At 41.7% G+C, this 18,067-nt stretch carries 21 protein-coding genes; 18 read left to right on the forward strand and 3 right to left on the reverse strand.

The window, feature by feature from the left end; translation table 11 throughout:
• Positions 1-5: 5 nt before the first annotated feature.
• The 9 genes from rpmF to ACYQ28_RS02720 all read left to right on the forward strand — a co-directional run bounded on the left by rpmF (position 6) and on the right by ACYQ28_RS02720 (position 7,063).
• Positions 6-188, forward strand: a complete 183-nt coding sequence (rpmF, locus tag ACYQ28_RS02680) for a 50S ribosomal protein L32 (RefSeq protein WP_460047883.1) — start codon at positions 6-8, stop codon at positions 186-188.
• Positions 189-1,199 (forward strand): phosphate acyltransferase PlsX, encoded by a 1,011-nt coding sequence (gene plsX / locus ACYQ28_RS02685; RefSeq protein ID WP_460047885.1) that lies wholly within the window; start codon positions 189-191, stop codon positions 1,197-1,199.
• Positions 1,200-1,273: 74 nt separating this feature from the next.
• Positions 1,274-2,218, forward strand: a complete 945-nt coding sequence (gene fabD, locus ACYQ28_RS02690; RefSeq protein ID WP_460047887.1) for an ACP S-malonyltransferase — start codon at positions 1,274-1,276, stop codon at positions 2,216-2,218.
• 61 nt (positions 2,219-2,279) lie between these two features.
• Positions 2,280-3,023 (forward strand): 3-oxoacyl-ACP reductase FabG, encoded by a 744-nt coding sequence (gene fabG / locus ACYQ28_RS02695; protein ID WP_460047888.1) that lies wholly within the window; start codon positions 2,280-2,282, stop codon positions 3,021-3,023.
• A 181-nt stretch (positions 3,024-3,204) separates the two neighbouring features.
• Positions 3,205-3,441, forward strand: a complete 237-nt coding sequence (gene acpP / locus ACYQ28_RS02700; protein ID WP_233090530.1) for an acyl carrier protein — start codon at positions 3,205-3,207, stop codon at positions 3,439-3,441.
• Between the two features lie 174 nt (positions 3,442-3,615).
• Positions 3,616-4,857, forward strand: a complete 1,242-nt coding sequence (gene fabF / locus ACYQ28_RS02705; protein WP_460047889.1) for a beta-ketoacyl-ACP synthase II — start codon at positions 3,616-3,618, stop codon at positions 4,855-4,857.
• A gap of 95 nt (positions 4,858-4,952) precedes the next feature.
• The gene (gene mltG / locus ACYQ28_RS02710) at positions 4,953-5,987 is read left to right on the forward strand and encodes an endolytic transglycosylase MltG (protein ID WP_460047890.1); all 1,035 of its coding nucleotides are present in this window, start codon (positions 4,953-4,955) and stop codon (positions 5,985-5,987) included.
• A gap of 27 nt (positions 5,988-6,014) precedes the next feature.
• Positions 6,015-6,671 carry a dTMP kinase gene (gene tmk / locus ACYQ28_RS02715; protein ID WP_460047891.1) on the forward strand — a complete coding sequence of 219 codons (657 nt, stop codon included), beginning with the start codon at positions 6,015-6,017 and terminating at the stop codon, positions 6,669-6,671.
• Positions 6,672-6,682: 11 nt separating this feature from the next.
• On the forward strand, positions 6,683-7,063 hold the full coding sequence (locus ACYQ28_RS02720) for a VanZ family protein (protein ID WP_460047892.1): 381 nt from the start codon (positions 6,683-6,685) through the stop codon (positions 7,061-7,063).
• 105 nt (positions 7,064-7,168) lie between these two features.
• On the opposite strand, the gene ACYQ28_RS02725 is transcribed toward ACYQ28_RS02720, so the two are convergent.
• Positions 7,169-7,798, reverse strand: coding sequence for a pseudouridine synthase (locus ACYQ28_RS02725; protein WP_460047894.1), 630 nt, complete (start codon positions 7,796-7,798; stop codon positions 7,169-7,171).
• A gap of 120 nt (positions 7,799-7,918) precedes the next feature.
• On the opposite strand from ACYQ28_RS02725, the gene holB reads away from it, so the two are divergent.
• The 3 genes from holB to ACYQ28_RS02740 all read left to right on the forward strand — a co-directional run bounded on the left by holB (position 7,919) and on the right by ACYQ28_RS02740 (position 10,362).
• Positions 7,919-8,899, forward strand: coding sequence for a DNA polymerase III subunit delta' (gene holB / locus ACYQ28_RS02730; RefSeq protein ID WP_460047895.1), 981 nt, complete (start codon positions 7,919-7,921; stop codon positions 8,897-8,899).
• 179 nt (positions 8,900-9,078) lie between these two features.
• A complete protein-coding gene (locus ACYQ28_RS02735; RefSeq protein ID WP_460047896.1) occupies positions 9,079-9,423 on the forward strand; it encodes a PilZ domain-containing protein in 345 nt (114 codons plus the stop codon).
• 162 nt (positions 9,424-9,585) lie between these two features.
• On the forward strand, positions 9,586-10,362 hold the full coding sequence (locus ACYQ28_RS02740; protein WP_460047897.1) for a TatD family hydrolase: 777 nt from the start codon (positions 9,586-9,588) through the stop codon (positions 10,360-10,362).
• 61 nt (positions 10,363-10,423) lie between these two features.
• On the opposite strand, the gene ACYQ28_RS02745 is transcribed toward ACYQ28_RS02740, so the two are convergent.
• Both ACYQ28_RS02745 and ACYQ28_RS02750 read right to left on the reverse strand, forming a co-directional pair.
• The gene (locus ACYQ28_RS02745; RefSeq protein WP_460047898.1) at positions 10,424-11,500 is read right to left on the reverse strand and encodes an MJ1255/VC2487 family glycosyltransferase; all 1,077 of its coding nucleotides are present in this window, start codon (positions 11,498-11,500) and stop codon (positions 10,424-10,426) included.
• A gap of 127 nt (positions 11,501-11,627) precedes the next feature.
• Entirely contained in the window at positions 11,628-12,140 is a 513-nt protein-coding gene (locus ACYQ28_RS02750) for a phosphatase PAP2 family protein (protein WP_460047899.1), read from the reverse strand.
• Between the two features lie 218 nt (positions 12,141-12,358).
• Here ACYQ28_RS02750 and ACYQ28_RS02755 point away from each other — a divergent pair, with 218 nt between their 5' ends.
• The 6 genes from ACYQ28_RS02755 (at position 12,359) to ACYQ28_RS02780 (ending at position 18,029) form a co-directional block, all read left to right on the forward strand.
• Entirely contained in the window at positions 12,359-12,997 is a 639-nt protein-coding gene (locus ACYQ28_RS02755; RefSeq protein ID WP_460047901.1) for a dUTP diphosphatase, read from the forward strand.
• A gap of 195 nt (positions 12,998-13,192) precedes the next feature.
• Positions 13,193-14,173 carry a malate dehydrogenase gene (locus tag ACYQ28_RS02760; RefSeq protein ID WP_460047902.1) on the forward strand — a complete coding sequence of 327 codons (981 nt, stop codon included), beginning with the start codon at positions 13,193-13,195 and terminating at the stop codon, positions 14,171-14,173.
• A gap of 102 nt (positions 14,174-14,275) precedes the next feature.
• Entirely contained in the window at positions 14,276-14,749 is a 474-nt protein-coding gene (gene bcp / locus ACYQ28_RS02765) for a thioredoxin-dependent thiol peroxidase (protein WP_460047903.1), read from the forward strand.
• A gap of 691 nt (positions 14,750-15,440) precedes the next feature.
• Positions 15,441-16,409: a helix-turn-helix domain-containing protein gene (locus tag ACYQ28_RS02770; protein ID WP_460047905.1), complete on the forward strand. Its 969-nt coding sequence runs from the start codon at positions 15,441-15,443 to the stop codon at positions 16,407-16,409.
• Positions 16,410-16,602: 193 nt separating this feature from the next.
• Positions 16,603-16,941 (forward strand): preprotein translocase subunit YajC, encoded by a 339-nt coding sequence (yajC, locus tag ACYQ28_RS02775; RefSeq protein ID WP_460047907.1) that lies wholly within the window; start codon positions 16,603-16,605, stop codon positions 16,939-16,941.
• A gap of 92 nt (positions 16,942-17,033) precedes the next feature.
• Positions 17,034-18,029 (forward strand): D-cysteine desulfhydrase family protein, encoded by a 996-nt coding sequence (locus ACYQ28_RS02780; protein WP_460047909.1) that lies wholly within the window; start codon positions 17,034-17,036, stop codon positions 18,027-18,029.
• Positions 18,030-18,067: the final 38 nt, after the last annotated feature.

The raw sequence follows: 18,067 nt of genomic DNA on the forward strand, positions 1-18,067 counted from the left end.
AAAAAATGGCAGTTCAACAAAACAAAAAAACCCGTTCACGTCGTGGCATGCGTCGCTCTCATGATGCTTTAACTGGTCCAACTCTTTCAATCGACGGCACTTCTGGTGAAAAACACTTGCGTCACCATGTGAGCGTAGACGGTTTCTACCGCGGCAAGAAAGTAATTAGCACGGGTAACGAAGAGTAGTTGATATCGTCAATTACTATCGCTATTGATGCGATGGGTGGAGATCAAGGTCTCCACTCAACAATTCCAGCTTGTATAGATTATGCAAGTGAACATCCTTCCGATACATTATTGATTTTCTCGTCCGAGAATATTAATCATCAAAATCTTCCCAGCAATATCCAGGTTATCAAAGCTAACAGCTCTGTATTGATGACAGAAAGTGCCGCATATGCTTTGAGACATCGATCTGATTCAACGATGGCCGGGGCCTTAAACGCTGTTGCTGAGGGACGAGCCCAAATTTGTCTCAGTTCCGGTAATACTGCCGCATTAATGGCGCTTGGGTATCATATTCTGGGTACTTACGAAGGTCTTCGTAGGCCAGCGATATGTAAGCCGATTCCAACCTTAAATAAACACAGTTACATGCTCGATTTGGGCGCCAATGTGCGAGCCGATCCTCATCAGTTACTAGAGTTTGCTCGTCTTGGCAGCGGTTTGGCAAAACTGCTCGATGACAATGCTTCACCTAAGGTTGCGCTGCTGAATATTGGTACTGAAGAGCAAAAAGGGAATCAGTTAATTCATCAAGCGAATGAGCTGCTCTCTGAGTGTCCGGACATTAACTATGTTGGTTATATTGAAGGCGATTCCATATACAGCGGAACGGTTGACGTTATTGTTTGCGACGGATTTGTCGGCAACGTTGCCCTTAAGGTGAGTGAAGGTGTTGCCAAGCTGGCTTTGTCTCAATTGAAATCGTCGTTTAAATCTAGCTTTTATGGTCGTGCACTTGGCCAATTTGCCCGGCCATTATTGCGAAAATGGCGTACACAATTCGACCCTGCTCGCTATAATGGCGCCTGTTTTCTGGGCCTCAATGGTGCGGTGATAAAAAGTCATGGGTCCGCAGACGCGCAGAGTTTTCGGTTTGCTATTGAAATGGCTTCGGATTTTGCCAAGAAGCAAACCACTAGCAGGCTTCAACGTTATTTTCAGGACAGTCAACGTTATTTTCAGGACAGTTAGTTCTTTGTGTATTTCATTAATTTGGCTGAGCTGAAAATAGATAAGTATCTATTTAATTATAAAAGAGAATTTTTATGACTATGCCGAACTTGGCATTTATTTTCCCCGGCCAAGGTGCTCAATCTGTGGGTATGATGGCTGAGCTTGCCAGTGAGTATCCCATCGTTAAAGAAACCTTCGCGCAGGCGTCGGCGGTATTAGGTTACGATCTATGGTCTCTTTCCCAAAATGACGAGACCGGGCAAATCAACATGACCGAAATTACTCAGCCGTTATTGTTAACGGCCAGTGTTGCCGCTTGGCGAGTATGGTCAAGCATCACTGAGGCGCGTCCGGCGTTTTTATCTGGACACAGTCTGGGTGAGTGGTCGGCTCTAGTTTGCGCTGGTGTGGTTAGTTTTGAAGACGCAGTTAATTTAGTAAGGCTGCGTGGCAAATACATGCAAGAAGCCGTACCTGCGGGTGTTGGCGCTATGGCAGCTGTTATAGGGCTTGATGATGAGTCGGTAATGAAGGCCTGTGAGACAGCTGCAGAAGATCAATTTGTTGCTCCGGTTAACTATAACGCTCCAGGTCAAGTTGTAATAGCTGGGCATAAAGAAGCGGTGGACCGAGCCATAGTGGCGTGTAAGGCATCTGGTGCTAAAAAAGCCATGCCGTTGGCCGTAAGCGCTCCTTTCCATACCATATTAATGAAGCCCGCTGCTACAAAGTTGGCTGAAGAGATAAAGCAAGTTACTTTCAATTCGCCAGAGATTCCAGTTGTTCACAATGTCTCCGCTGCGCAAGAAAGTGATCCTGAGTCGATCAAAAATTTAATGATTCAGCAGATATATTTACCGGTTCGCTGGGTTGATTGTGTCAAAGCTTTATCGGCAAGTGGTGTTCAACAGGCCGTTGAGTGCGGTCCTGGTAAAGTGCTTAGCGGCATGATCAAACGCATTGATAAAAGTATACAGTGTTTCCAATCAGAGACTCCTGATGCAATTTCAGAAGCGGTTGAGGCCGTCAACGCTTAATTTTAAAAGCTGGGTGTATACCTGGTTTTGAAAGTTTACTCGCAATTAGGTTGAAGAATTTATGTCATTAGAAGGTAAGGTCGCGATAGTAACGGGTGCATCGAGAGGTATAGGTGCAGCAATCGCCAAGAAGCTGGGTAAGTCTGGAGCAACTGTTATTGGTACTGCAACCAGTGAAAATGGTGCCTCGGCTATCACAGACTACTTAAAAGCAGAAGGTATTTCTGGTCAGGGTTATGTGCTTGATGTAAGTGATGCCGAATCGGTACAGGCGTTCTTAGAGTCTGTAAGCAAAGATTGGTCTGCGCCTTTAATATTGATCAACAACGCGGGTATTACCAAAGATAATTTGTTAATGCGCATGAGCGATGATCAATGGTTTGATGTTATCAACACCAACTTGAATTCAATGTACCGACTTTCTAAGGGCGTTTTGCGTTCAATGATGAAAGCTCGCTGGGGACGCATTGTTAATGTTGCTTCGGTGGTTGGTTCGATGGGCAACGCTGGTCAGACTAACTATGCAGCTACAAAAGCGGGCGTAGCAGGTTTTGCACGTTCTTTGGCAAAAGAAGTTGGCTCTCGTGGCATTACGGTGAATACTGTTGCCCCAGGATTTATTGATACTGATATGACACGGGCTTTGACCGACGAGCAAAAAGCCCCTATGTTGGCAGCTATTCCACTTGCCCGTTTGGGTGAGCCAGAAGAAATTGCCTCTGTGGTCGACTTTCTTGTAAGCGACGGCGCAGCATACGTTACCGGCGAAACTTTACATGTAAACGGCGGTATGTATATGGCGTAAGGACTTTATTAGTCTTTAGCGCTTAATAACGAGAATTTTTTCACATCTTGCATTCACAAATTTATTGTTATGCATGTACAATGCGGCCTCGTGTTTGGCCGCGACAATATAACAGGTCGTAACCGCAGGAAACGGACGGCGGCTCAACCGAATTTATACCGACTAGGAGTTAAAAAACCTTATGAGCAGCATTGAAGAACGCGTTAAGAAAATCGTTGCCGAGCAACTTGGTGTTAAAGAAGAAGAAGTAAAAACTGAAGCATCTTTCGTAGAAGACCTTGGTGCCGATTCTCTTGATACCGTTGAGCTGGTAATGGCTCTTGAAGAGGAATTCGAAACCGAAATTCCTGATGAAGAAGCCGAGAAAATCACCACCGTACAATTAGCAATCGACTACATTAACGCTAACTTGGCGTAATTTTTACTCGATTGTTACATCGTTGCTAAAGCCGTACTATCTACTTAGTGCGGCTTTTGTTTTATATGCGTTATAAATTTTTTCGGAATTGGTAAAGCTTTATTATTGCAATACATGTTTAAATCAATTCGGAATTTCTATGTTTGCTAGAGTTTTTGTTTTCGGGAGGCAATCGTGACCCGCAGAAGAGTTGTTGTGACCGGATTGGGCATGGTTAGTCCAGTCGGCAACACCGTCGCCGAGTCTTGGACGAACATTAAAAATGGTGTGAGTGGTGCGAGAACCATCGATACCTTCGATATCTCTCCATTTACCACCCAGTTTAGCTGTTCGGTCAAAAATCTTGACCTTGATCCATACTTGACACCCAAAGAAGCGAAAAAAATAGACGCTTTTGTTCAGTATGGAATGGCAGCTGGCATTCAGGCGATGTCAGACTCTGGTTTAGAAGTCTCTGAAGAACTTGCACCGAGAATGGGTGCTGTAATTGGTTCTGGCATTGGTGGCCTTCAAGACATTGAAAATGTCACATTAACCATCGAAAACAAAGGTCCTAAGCGAGTTAGTCCTTTTTTCGTTCCAGGTTCTATCACCAATATGATCTCGGGCAACCTATCGATTCGATACGGTTTTAAAGGTCCGAATTTGGCGGTAGTGACAGCTTGTACTACAGGAACTCACGCCATTGGTTTAGCCGCGCGTTCAATCATTCACGACGAATGTGATGTGATGTTGGCTGGTGGTGCTGAAATGGCAACGACTCGCGTGGGTTTAGCTGGTTTCAGTGCAGTTAGAGCCTTATCGACTCGCAACGACGCTCCAGAGCTTGCCAGCCGTCCTTGGGATATTAACCGTGATGGTTTTGTTTTGGGTGATGGTGCTGGGATTGTTGTACTGGAAGAATACGAACATGCTAAGGCGCGTGGTGCGACCATTTATGCCGAGCTTTTAGGCTTTGGTATGAGTGGCGATGCGTACCATATTACTTCTCCTCCAGAAGATGGCGCCGGCGGTGCCTTGGCAATGAAGAACGCTCTCCGAGATGCCAAAATGAATCCTGAGCAGGTTGATTACATCAATGCTCACGGTACTTCGACACCAATCGGTGATTTGGCGGAAATTCGTGGTGTGAAGTCCTTGTTTGGCGATCACCAAAGTAAGTTAGCTATAAGTTCTACCAAGTCGATGACGGGTCACCTTCTCGGTGCTGCTGGAGCTGTTGAAGCCATTTTTACCGTTTTGGCCCTAAAAGATCAGGTTCTTCCACCTACTATTAACTTGGACAATCCAGAGCCTGAAGTTCAAGGTCTAAATCTGGTTCCTCACGAAGCTCAATCTTCGGAAATCAGTGTAGCGTTATCAAACTCCTTTGGATTTGGTGGAACCAACGGTACTTTAGTATTTGGAAAAGTTTGAGATCCAGATGCTTGCGAGAATCTCTGATCGTTGTATCTTAGCCATGTTACGCAATTAATTTGCTTTGATTGGCAGAGATTCTGGATACCGTTTAGATGCTTAAAAAAATCGCACTCACTCTATTATTGATTTCGATCACTGGGGCAGGTGCGATTTTTTTTGCTTGGCAATCTCTTGTTACTTGGGCTCACAGCCCATTGTCTCTCTCGTTCGATGACTTTGTGATCGAACGTGGTCAGAACCTGACTCAAATTTCCAAAAGACTTCTTAGTGGTGAACCTCGTTGGAAGCAACGGGCGGCAGTGTTTTATGCCTCTCGACTGGGATTGACTCGTATTAAGTCAGGTGAGTACCAAATTTCGAATACAGAGACTTGGCACCAACTTCTTGAGAAGTGGGTTCTCGGCCAAGTTGTTGTGCGTCAGGTCACCTTGGTTGAAGGTTGGACGATTAACCAAGCACTTGAACAGCTCCATAAGCAAGAAAGGCTCGTACAAACACTTTCATCGATAAAATCTGCCGAGCTGTTGGCTAAGCTGCCCAAAGACAATAACTTTCCAGAAGGGTGGTTTTTTGCCGATACCTATTCGTATCAATCCGGCGATAGCGATTTAGATATTTTAGAACGTGCCCACCTACGAATGATTCGCGAGCTGGATGATTCTTGGCAAAAAAGAGCTGACAACCTTCCATTGGCTTCGCCATACGAAGGGCTTATTCTAGCCTCCATTGTTGAGAAAGAGACCGGTGTCAAAAGTGAGCGACCCAGAATTGCCGGTGTTTTTATCGAACGATTACGTCGCGGAATGAGATTACAGACCGATCCTACCGTCATCTATGGTTTGGGTGAAAGTTATCAAGGTAATCTTACTCGCACTCATCTGCGCCAGGCCACCGACTACAATACCTATGTCATTAGCGGTTTACCGCCTACGCCGATCGCGTTGGTTGGTAAAGAGTCTTTAGACGCCGTTTTTCAGCCGCTTGAAGAAGATTATTTGTATTTTGTAGCGAAAGGCGACGGCAGTCATTATTTCTCTAAAACATTAGAAGAGCATAACGATGCCGTGCGCCGCTATCAAATTGAAAAACGTGCCCAGAATTATCAATCCAGTCCTTCATCACAGTGAGTATTTAAACTTGTGACTGAGTCATTTATGTCCGAACTCCAGCCAAAGCGCGGTAAATTCATCACTTTCGAAGGCGGTGAGGGTGGTGGTAAATCAACCAATATCCAATTTGCTAAAGGCTATTTAGCGGAGCAAGGCATCGATTTAATACTGACTCGTGAGCCAGGTGGCACACCTTTAGCCGAAGAAATTCGGGGATTGCTCCTTGCTAATCGTGAAGAGTCTGTTGATGAAATGACCGAGCTGTTACTGGTTTTCGCCGCAAGAGCTCAACATCTCAACCGAGTAATTCTACCGGCACTGGAAAAAGGTCAATGGGTGTTGTGTGATCGCTTTACCGACGCTACCTACGCATATCAGGGGGCAGGTAGAGGACTGTCTATTCATGGAATTCAAACATTAGAATCACTCGTTCAGCGAGAGCTTCGGCCCGATTTAACCTTGTTGTTTGATTTGGATGTGAACATTGGTGCAGAAAGAGCTCGAGGAAGAGGCGCATTGGATCGTTTCGAAAATCAAGAGATGGCGTTCTTTGAGCGTGTGCGCGACATGTATTTGAAGCGCTCCGTCAGTGAATCGTATTATCGAATTATCGATGCAGGTCGATCGCTCCCAGAAGTTCAAGAATCGGTAAAAGCTTGCCTGCAAACTTGTCTTTTCGATAAAAAACCGTCAGTGATTTGAGGGTATAAATATTGTTGGCTGTTTTTCTAAGGTCTCAATTTTTCGTATTAATTGCATTCTACCTATACATTGGTGTGATTAACGTTGCAGGAACGCCTCTCGCCAGTATTAACGATCTATTTATGCACGCGGCTGGTTATTGTGTTTCGGTTTTTTCGGCATTTTTAGCGTATGGTTTGTTGCGCGAGTTTTGGAAGGTCGTCTGCTTAATTTGGATCTTCTCAGTTGGTGTAGAGATCATTCAATTTGTCTTGCCGTGGCGGACTTTCGATTGGTTCGACATACTGGCAAACCTCGGCGGTCTCTTAGTTGGATTTACCATTATTCAATTAACCAAACCGCTCTTTTTACCCTATTTGGCAAGACTACACGCTAAAGCAAAAAGCTTTTAATGCTGCTTGGGTTTCTGTGAGTCATGTTAAATAAAACCGTTCGATAAAACAGAGGCGGCTTTTGAAGCGTTGTAAATAAATTCAAAAGGTACAGGGAGTCGAACTTTAAAACGGCGCACGGCAGGTAAGGGTAATCCAACCGGGATATACCGGATGTTTAAATTGAATGCGCTGTGCATGCAGCAGCAATCTATCACTTTGCGCTCTACTGGATTCCGTTCCATAAAGACTGTCGCCTAAAATAGGATGGCCTAAAAATTCTGTGTGCACTCTCAATTGATGGGAGCGACCCGTTACTGGTTTTAGCAGCAGTCGGCTTTGGTTTTTGGTTTTATTTTGTTCTAATCGATGGTATTCAGTCAGGGCGTGTTTGCCGTCACTGTGAATCATTTGTTTGGGTCGGTTAGGCCAGTCGCAGATAAGCGGTTGCTCTACAAATCCATGCTCTAATTCGACACAACCTTCAACCACCGCAATGTATTCTTTGTGAATCTCTCGATCTTGAAACGATCTAGCCAGCTTGCTTAAGGACGTTTGATTTTGTGGCAATATAACTAGACCCGATGTTGCCATATCAAGTCGGTGAACAACTCGGCTGTTCGGGTGAGTTTTCAACATTCTATTGATCAAACAGTCTTGTTTTTCCGGTCCTTTTCCAGGTACTGTCAGCAAGTTTGCTGGTTTATTAACCACCAGTAAGTGTGGATCTTGGAAAACAATTTCTATTGGCGGCATGGGAGCAATCGTAAGTTTTTTGAAATTAATGACGCTATCGCGTTAAATGGCGGGCGAATACTGATAGGTTTTAACCGATCCGACAAGCATCCACGTGTATTTTTAAGTTTTTGTGTGAATATGAGTGCTCAATCTGAAACAGAATCATTGTTAACTTATCCCTACCCATGGCATCAAGCCGTCTGGCAAAAACTGGAAAAGAGCATGGCATCCGATAAGTTGGTTCACGCAATTCTGGTTGCAGGTCCAGCTGGTATTGGTAAACAAGCCTTGGTGACTGCATTGGCGCACCGCCTTTTGTGTACCAACTCTGAAAATGGAAGTGTGTGCGGTGTTTGCAAGGGTTGCCAGTTAAACGCGGCGCAGACTCACCCCGATTTAAAGTTTGTTATGCCTGAAGAAAAAGGTAAGGCAATAAAAATCGAGCAAGTACGGGAATTAAATGAATTCTTCTCTAAAACCGCTCAACAGCTTGGCAAGAAAATCGCCATACTTGGCCCGGTAGAAAATTTAAATTTAAACTCAGCCAATGCATTACTCAAAACATTAGAAGAACCAACATCTAACTCTCATTTATTGTTATTTAGTCATCAACTTAGTGGTGTTCTTGCAACTATTCGCAGTCGAACGCAATTATTGTCCATGCCTATGCCGACAGAACAAGAAAGTGTTGGCTGGCTAGAAACAATGACTGATTTAAATGCTCTAGAGTTGCTCGAATTTTCCGGTGGCGCCCCTTTACGAGCGTTAGAATATTGTGATGTTACGATACTGGACGAACATAAAAAGATGGTCAGTTTGGTTTCACAGGTATATGACGGCGCGATTTCACCGCTCCTAGCCGCAGCACAATTACAAAAGCAAGATTTGCAATCGGTATTAACCTGTCTTCTTAATAATCTCGACTCTAAAGTCAGATCTGTTTTTTTGGGTGGGAATGAAGTTGATCCTCGTCTTACATGGTCGCTTCAAAAAATGTATGGCTTGAGGGACATTGTTATAGGTCTCTCTCACCAAATTACTAATGGGGCTAATCCTAATAAACAATTGGCGCTTGAAGAGATTTTTTATTCTTATGCTCAATGTGGTGTTAATCGATAAGTGTTCAAATGACGGAGTCAATTTCCTATCCGTTAGAAATTGATCTATAGTTGAGCAAAGCAATACCAGTTCAAAAGATTGACATTAGATTTTGATCATTTTAACAATATCTAATATTCTTAAGCGCTTGTTTACATTCAGTGCTTATTGATTCGAATTCAACAACTTGGCAGATATATATGGGTAGTGGTGCGCGTAACGGGATATTGTCTCTAACCATCAAAGATAAAGCAGTTCTTTACGCGGCGTACATGCCCTACGTACAAAATGGTGGCTTATTCATTCCAACACCAAAACCCTTTAATTTGGGTGATGAAGTGTTTATGTTATTGAATTTAATGGATGAACCCGAAAAAATACCTGTGGCTGGAAAAGTCATCTGGATTACGCCAAAAGGTGCACAAGGCAATCGTGCAGCAGGAATTGGTGTTCAGTTTAATGACCAAGACGACGCCGCTAACCGAAAAATAGAAACCTATTTAGCCGGCGCTTTAGAGTCTGATCGAATGACTCACACAATGTAATCTGTTTAGAGATCTGTTTGAGTTTGTTACTGCTGTTACTCCCTTCTTTTAATAAATTAATTTGTTTCAGATCTTGTTCTTTTAGATAATAAGATCGTTGCTATTTTTTGAATAAGCAATGCCTTATTTTCAAACTTTTAATTATCCTCATAGTTTTAGCTCATGTTAATTGATTCCCACTGCCATCTTGATCGATTAAATCTAGCCCCTTACGGCGGCGATTTATCGAAAGCCATTGCCGCTGCCATTGATCGCGGCATTACTGAAATGCTGTGCATTTCGATCAGCTTGCAAAACAGAGCAGATGTTTTAGCGATTGCAGAGCAATACGACAGTATTTGGGCGTCCACCGGTGTTCATCCATTAGACGTGCAGTCAGGTGTTGCTTCAGTAGAAGATTTGATCCAGTGGACTCGTCATCCCAAGGTGGTTGCTGTTGGCGAAACGGGTTTAGATTACTACTACGACACAGAAACCAAAGCGCTACAACAGGAAAGCTTTGCTATTCACCTGCAAGCTGCTGGTCAAGAAAATATCCCTGTTGTGGTACACACGCGTTGCGCGCAAGAAGATACTCTTAACTTAATTAAAGCTCATGGTAATCTCGAGAGTGCTGGCGTATTGCATTGTTTTACAGAGACTTGGGATATGGCTTCAAAAGCCATTGATCTGAATTATTACATCTCGATTTCTGGGATTGTTACCTTCAAAAATGCTGACGATTTACGCGATGTCGTAAAAAAAATTCCCCTCGATCGTTTGTTGGTTGAAACCGACTCTCCTTATCTAGCACCAATTCCATACCGTGGTAAAAAGAACGAGCCTAAGTATGTAAAAGAGGTGGCAGAGTACATCGCTGGACTTAGAGGTGTTTCGTTTGAAGAGTTGTCTTCGATAACGTCTGAAAATTTTAAACGTCTTTTCTCAAAGGCTGCTTAATCGAGACAACCTGAGCCAACAAATACGTATTAAGAAAATCTAATAAATAATTGTATCGAATCTAAAATTGCAATGAATACCTAGTGGCAAAGTTCGCTAAATCAGGTGACTGAACACTCTCCCATAAAGATTTTGCCAGAGTGGCTCTGGTTTCTACTGTCCATTCACCTTCAGAAATCCACTCAACGATTTTAGCCGCAACGTTTGGATATTTAATTTGTAAATTAGGTTGATTGCTTAACCACTTACTGATTACATCGGTATTGAGCTTTTCCATAACACCTCCTAAGCCCAAAACTTTTAAGGCTTCTGCGTTAGAAAGCTGCTCCATTTGCCCGTGTAATGGTTTAACCAGTACTTTTTTACCGAGCTCAAGCGCTTCACTCACTAATTCAAATCCAGCATTACAAATTACGGCATTAGCTGACTTTAAATCGGACTTAAATCCCTCTCGGCTCAGTGGCCTTAAATGAAGGTTTTCATCATCAATTATGGAGTCAAATTCGCCGTAAAAATAAAACTCATAGTCAGAAATAGGCCTGAGAGTATCGATTACTTTTTGTTGATCTTCAAAACCTAGATATACCAAAACTTTATTCTCGGCTACGGGTGTATCTGAGTTTGGAATGTCTGCAATGGGGGGCAAAATCGGGTAACCAAAGTGATGCCAATGGAGGCCTAAACCAATTTTTGCGGGCGCAAAATTACGCATAATTCCCTTGGTGAAGAGGTTTTCGCCTTTTTTGGGAATATTAAAATCAAATGCATATTGATGACCGACGCCAATAACAGTTTTGTTGTTACGCTTGCCTGACCATGCAGTTATAGGCTCAAAATCCGTTAGAATTAGATCATAGTCGTCAAGATTTATTGTTTTAATATCTCTTACTAACTGACGGATACGATTTTTTTTAACAGTGGCAATAGGGTCTATTTTTCCAGATTTATGAACAAATGTTAGACCATCCAAACATTGCCAATTATTGAAGGGTTGCATATCGAAATATTTATTTCGATCACGTCCGCTGAACAGATAATCTACTTCAATGTTTGGAAAACTCGAAAAAGCTGCTGATAGCGCTCTGGCGCGGGTGATGTGCCCATTACCGGTGCCTTGCACACCGTAGAGAATCTTCATCAATAAACCTTATATTGTACTTAAGAGAACTTTATCGCTGTGGTTGTTTTCGATTCATTCTTTGAATGTTAATCGAGAACCAGCTGGCCAAAGAGTTTCAATTGATAAACTTTGGCGGAAATTTACATTAAAACGCGTTAAGAACAAGTAGCGAGCACGCACTTCCTAGTGATGCGCCAGCGACAATATCTGTTGGGAAATGCACACCGAGCATGACTCTTGATAATCCAACGGTACTGGCCCAGCAAAGTAGCAGATAATAAACGGCAGGAAAAAGGCTTCCTAAAAGAAGGGCCATCATAAAGGCTGCTGACGTGTGCCCCGAAGGAAAGCTAAATTGGTCTGATGGAATTACAAGGGATTGAAAGTTGGGTAGGGCTTGTGGTGGGCGATTACGTTTGAATCGATTCTTCAAAAAGTAGTAGGTCGAGCGTTCTATAGCAAAGGCTGCAAATACCTTTGGTAAAAAGTTGACATAACCATAGACTGCCATAAACATAGCCGCGATTGCATAAAGCTGGCCATCGGCGGATTTAGAAACCCATCGACTTGCTTTAGAAATGCTTCGGTAATATTTAAAATTATGGCAACGTTCGAAGGTTGCTACATCAAAAGCATGAATGTTTTGCAATAGTTTCATCAGTTTCTTCCCTAAGCTGGAAATACTCTAAAACTGAGTTATTACATTTTAATGAGCAAATTGTGGAATTATGATGACATTATGATCAGTCCGATTTCATATTTAATTTGCTCTTAGGTTTATTAGTAAATCGTTAAGGAACCTCTGATTAAATCATTGATGAGTTAATCAGAGGTTCCTTAAGTTAAATTTTCTTTAATTATTAGGTCCTGCTGTTCATGAATAAAACCCAAGTGGCAGAAATGCTCAACTTACAAAATCAGATCAATACAAAAGTTCATGAGGATTGGCGTAACCAACGTTTTGAATGGTACCGTGCAGTTTGGGTGGAGTGTGCCGAATTGCTGGATCATTACGGGTGGAAATGGTGGAAAAAACAGACTCCAGATATCAAGCAGGTTCAGTTAGAGCTGATTGATATCTGGCATTTTGGTTTAAGCATGGTGCTTGAATCACATTCGGATACAAATTCCGCAGCAGACTATGTTGTGAATGAATTTCAGAACGCTTCTACTATCCAATCGATCGACTCTGATTTTAAGACTCTACTTGAGAAATTTACAGGGCAGGTTTTGGTTGAAAAAACGTTTAATTTTGGTTTATTTCTTCAATTACTGAATTTAGCAGAACTCGATTTTGCTGAACTCTATAGAACCTATGTTGGTAAGAACGTATTGAATCGTTTTCGCCAAGATAATGGATACCAAGATGGCAGTTACCAAAAAACTTGGAAAGGCCGTGAAGATAATGAATGGCTACAGGATATTTTGGAAGAATTAAAACAAGAAGAGTGCGTTAATGGCGTATTTTCGGAGGTTTTATACCAAAGATTGGTCGATACCTATTCTAGACTTTAGTAGCAATATAGTCCGAAACTATGTGATAAATTGCAGGAAAAGTATCGGTTTGGGTGAAATTTTGTTCAATTCTAACAAAATTGAATAAAGCCCAATCTTTTACAGGTGAAAATTACCGCCAAATACCTATAATTGGCGCACCTCTTCAACAGCCGCAAGCGGTTGTCAACTTCAAAACATGAATGGAGAAATACAGTGAAATCACCAGTACGTGTTGCCGTAACCGGCGCAGCGGGCCAAATTAGTTATTCACTTTTATTTAGAATTGCAGCTGGGGAAATGCTTGGTCCAGATCAACCTGTGATTTTACAAATGTTGGAAATTACTCCAGCGTTAGGCGCTCTTAAAGGCGTTGCAATGGAGCTTGATGACTGTGCATTCCCATTACTTGCCGGTATGGTATGCACTGACGATGCCAATGTTGCATTTAAAGATGCAGATTTTGCTTTGTTAGTGGGTGCTCGTCCTCGTGGTCCAGGTATGGAGCGTAAAGATCTTCTTGAAGCAAACGCTGCTATTTTCTCTGCTCAAGGCAAAGCGTTAAACGACAACGCTTCACGTGGCGTTAAAGTTCTTGTTGTTGGTAACCCAGCAAACACTAACGCTTTAATTGCTCAACGTAATGCGCCAGACCTTAACCCGCGTCAGTTCACCGCAATGACGCGCCTAGATCACAACCGTGCTCTAACTCAGCTTGCTCAAAAAACTGGCAAATCCATCAACGATGTTAAAAACTTGGTAATCTGGGGCAACCACTCTTCAACTCAGTACCCAGACATTCACCAAACCACCGTTGACGGCACCGATGCAATGTCTTTGATCGACCAAGCATGGTATGAAGCCGACTTTATCCCAACCGTACAAAAACGCGGTGCAGCAATTATTGATGCTCGTGGTGCTTCTTCTGCTGCATCTGCTGCAAACGCTGCAATTTTCCATATGCGCGATTGGGCTCTTGGTTCTGTAGAAGGCGATTGGGTTTCTATGGGCGTTTATAGCGATGGTAGCTATGGCATCGACAAAGGTTTGATCTACTCATTCCCTTGTGTATGTAAAGATGGCGATTGGACTATTGTTCAAGGCGTTGAACTTAATGAGTTCTCTGTCGCGAAAATGAAAGCGACTGAAGATGAACTTAAAGAAGAGCGTGATGCAGTAGCTCACTTACTTCCTTAATAGTTATCTTAATTAGCTTCTCAAAAAGGCTCAGCATTTGCTGGGCCTTTTTTGTTTGTTACGATTGAGTTATCGAATTGAAATTTGAACAAAGAGAATAAGATGACATATCCTAAAATCGGTAATTTGGCCCCAGTATTTAGCTTACAGAATCAACGAGGCGAAGAGGTTTCTTTAAAACAATTTCGTGGCGAAAAATGGGTTGTGGTTTATTTTTATCCAAAGGCATCAACGCCGGGATGTACCACCCAAGCTTGTGGACTTAGAGATATTCAAGCCGAACTTGCAGCGCGAGATGTTGTGGTGCTTGGCTTAAGCCCTGATCCTGTTTCGCGATTGGAAAAATTTGCCGATAAGCAATCGTTAAATTTTGATTTGTTGGCCGATGAAGATCATCAGATTGCAGAAAAATATGGCGTATGGCAGCTCAAAAATTTTATGGGTAAAGAATTTATGGGTATTGTTCGTACTACGTTTATTATCGATAGTGAAGGTCGTTTGGTAAAAGTATTGGATAAATTCAAAACAAATAACCACCACGAAGTACTGTTAGAGGTGTTGTCTCAACTTCAATAGCTATTTATCTATTGTTGAAAGTCATTGAGGATGCTGGTTCTTATTTTTGAGTAAGTATCAGCATTAAATAGAATTTTTGTTCTCCCTTCCGCTGTTTTCTCCATTTTATTTTGTGAATTTTGTAGCAAATATAATTTTCTAAATTGGTATTACCCACTTTTAGTAATCTTTTTAAATTCCTGTTAATCCTGATTTTCTAATTAATAACGAAATAAATTTATACCCAAATACCGGGTATTATTTAGAGGTTTTATCCTCAATGTTATGCAATTTTTAAAATGCATTTGTCCTGCAAAAACATCAAAAACAGCTATGGTTAAATTATCTATTTCACAATAAAAAATGATCTTATGGGTTCTAGTTTTAAGCGTTGGCGCCTAATTTTGCATCAACTGTTTGAAGTTGCAGCTATTTGTAAAAATCTAATATTCATAAAATGAATTATAATAACACTCTGCTAATAACTATCTCTTTTTGATATATTCATCCTAATAAATTGACCTTAATTAGAATTGATATAATCATTAGCATGAATCTAATTAAGGTTGTGTCTAGCTTTTGGGTCAAATACAACAAAATTTATAGCGATTGCTCTTGCTCACATACTTTTCTAATAGAGAATAAATGTGTTTATTTTTCAGTCTATAATGCTTCAGTGCTTAGCAGTTAAACGTGGTGGGAGAGGGTACCTTTGAAAAATACTGGTATCGAACTGAGTTCTCCAGATCTTCTTGTTGACTTAGATCGCTATAACTTTTCTAGTTTTGTAGACCGGTTGCGGTGCTTTGTTGAATTATTAACGCTTCCACCCTCAACGCTACGTTCATTACTGCGTTCGTATATTGAAGCCGGTGCAAGAATGTTTGAGTGTGAGAACGGTTTCATTGGTCAAAGAATCGGTGGGGTTGTCCGAATCATCGCCTGTGAATCTGACATCACCAATTTGTTCGAAGGGCAGTTAATGCAAGTTAACGACCCATTTATCTCTGCAGTTCTCGATTCAGAAGGTTCATGCCCCATTCAAAGTGATAGATTTGTCACAAATGCCGCTCACAAGGTGTCTTATAATGGAAGCAGTGTTCAAAAGTTAATTACCGAGAATCTTATTGTTCACGGTGAATTCTTTGGGATGATTTGTTTTTTCTCCACACAAAAATCCCGAAAATACAACATCGAAGATCTAGAATCCATTAGCTTGATGGCAAAAGGAGTAGCCAAAATGATTGAAGAACAAACTTCACTTCGTGAGCAAAAGTCTGAAGAAGACAGTTTTTCCACTCCCGGAGTTAAACATTTTGACGACTATCTTCTTGAAGCACGTTTACCTGAGGCCTACGGTGTTGCAGGTAAAGTAGTTGAAGTTCTGAAAACCCGAGTTGGTAAATCTCCTTTAGGGATTGGTGATGTTGCCGGAGAGCTTGGCCTTTCAAAACGGACTCTGCAACGTCGTCTCCAGCAGCAAGAAATAAGCTTTGCCGAGTTGCGAGACAAGGTTCGATTCCATTACTCAATCGATTTCCTAATTGAGCAGAATGCGAGTATTGACAGCATATCTACCGCATTAGATTTCTCTGATCGTACCAGTTTTACAAACGCGTTTAAGCGTTGGACTGGATTGTCTCCGAGTACATTTCGTAAGTTATTCAGAGATTATGCCTAGTTGCATATAAAACTTCTGATGTCTGGCAGCTTATCTTTTAGTGATTGTTAGAAGACGGGCTGTTTCAGAGCATGAGTTGTTCCCACTTCTATAGCCTATTTATTAACCATACCGTATTTCAATTTGCCTTGGTTTTCAGGAAAAGTTACATTACTGCTCCATTTTAATAATGTAGATTTAGTGAGTCGTTTTAATGAGCTTTTTCTTTCCTTCAGCCTTCGCGCAGTCACAAACCGCACCTGGTGAGCCGAATCAATTTATAACTTTGGCCATGTTTGGCGGAATGTTTTTGTTGATGTATTTATTCATCATCCGCCCTCAACGTAAACGTCAAAAAGAACATAAAGATCTTATCTCTTCTTTAAGTAAAGGTGATGAGGTTGTTATGGGTAGCGGCCTGTTAGCTAAAATTGTCAAGGTAGACGAGGAGTATATTACCGTCGAAGCCGCAGACAATGTTCAACTTCGCTTTCAAAGAGCCTTTGTTCACGCAGTATTGCCTAAGGGTACAATCAAGAAAGTTTCTGGTTAATTTCCTTAGTTTTTAGCGGATTCTCATGGAGTCCGCTCCCTTCTTTCTATCACGCTTATTACTCTTTCAAATCAGATAATGGATATCTTTCCATGTTCGATCAATTCCCAGAAAAAATAAATTTAGCCAATACACCAACTCCGTTGGTCTTTCTCGAAAAACTGAGCAAAAAAATCGGTGGTCCAAATATTTGGTTGAAAAGGGACGATTTTACGGGAAGTTTTTTAACTGGAAATAAAGTTAGGAAGCTCGAATACATCGTTGCTAGAGCGCTAAAGGAGGGATCTAGCGCGTTAATAACTTGTGGTGGTATTCAGTCTAACCATTGTCGAGCAACAGCTCTTGTTTGTGCTCAATTAGGCTTGGAAGCTCACTTGGTTTTAAGAAAAGAAAATTCCTTAGAGATTGATGGCAATTATTTTCTTGATAATTTGGCCGGAGCCAAGATTCACCTCTACAGCCCACAAGAGTACTTTTCAAATCTGGAGAATATTTTCGTAGAAATAAAAAATACGTTAAAAACTCAAGGAAAGCATTCTTATTCGATACCAACCGGAGCTAGTGATGGTGTCGGTATATGGGGTTATGTTGAGTGTGTTAAAGAGCTAAAAGCCGATTTCGAGCTTCACGGTATTAATCCTGAGTATATCGTCTGCGCTACTGGGTCAGGTGGTACCCAATCAGGTTTAAGTTTAGGCTCTCATTTACTTGGTGTAGAAGCGCAGACAATTGGATATGCCGTTTGTGATGACGCCAATTATTTTAATAAAAAAGCACGAAAAGATATCGAACAGTGCAATGCGCTTTATGATCTTGGTGTGTCAGTTAACACAGTTACAATCAAAACAATTGACGATTATATTGGTCCAGGTTACGCAAAAGGTTATCCCGAGCTTTATACATTTATTAAAGAAATCTGTCGGCTAGAGGGAATTGTTTTAGATCCGGTATATACGGGGAAAGCATTTTACGGTTTAGTAAATGATATTAATTCTGGACGTTATCAAGGCGTTAAAGATATTGTCTTTATTCATACCGGTGGCGTCTACGGATTGTTTCCTTTTAGGAATGATTTTCATTTTGTATAAATAGCAGCGTCATTTATCGAAATGTGGTTTCGTTGAAA

The sequence above is a fragment of the Sessilibacter sp. MAH1 genome, assembly GCF_054658315.1.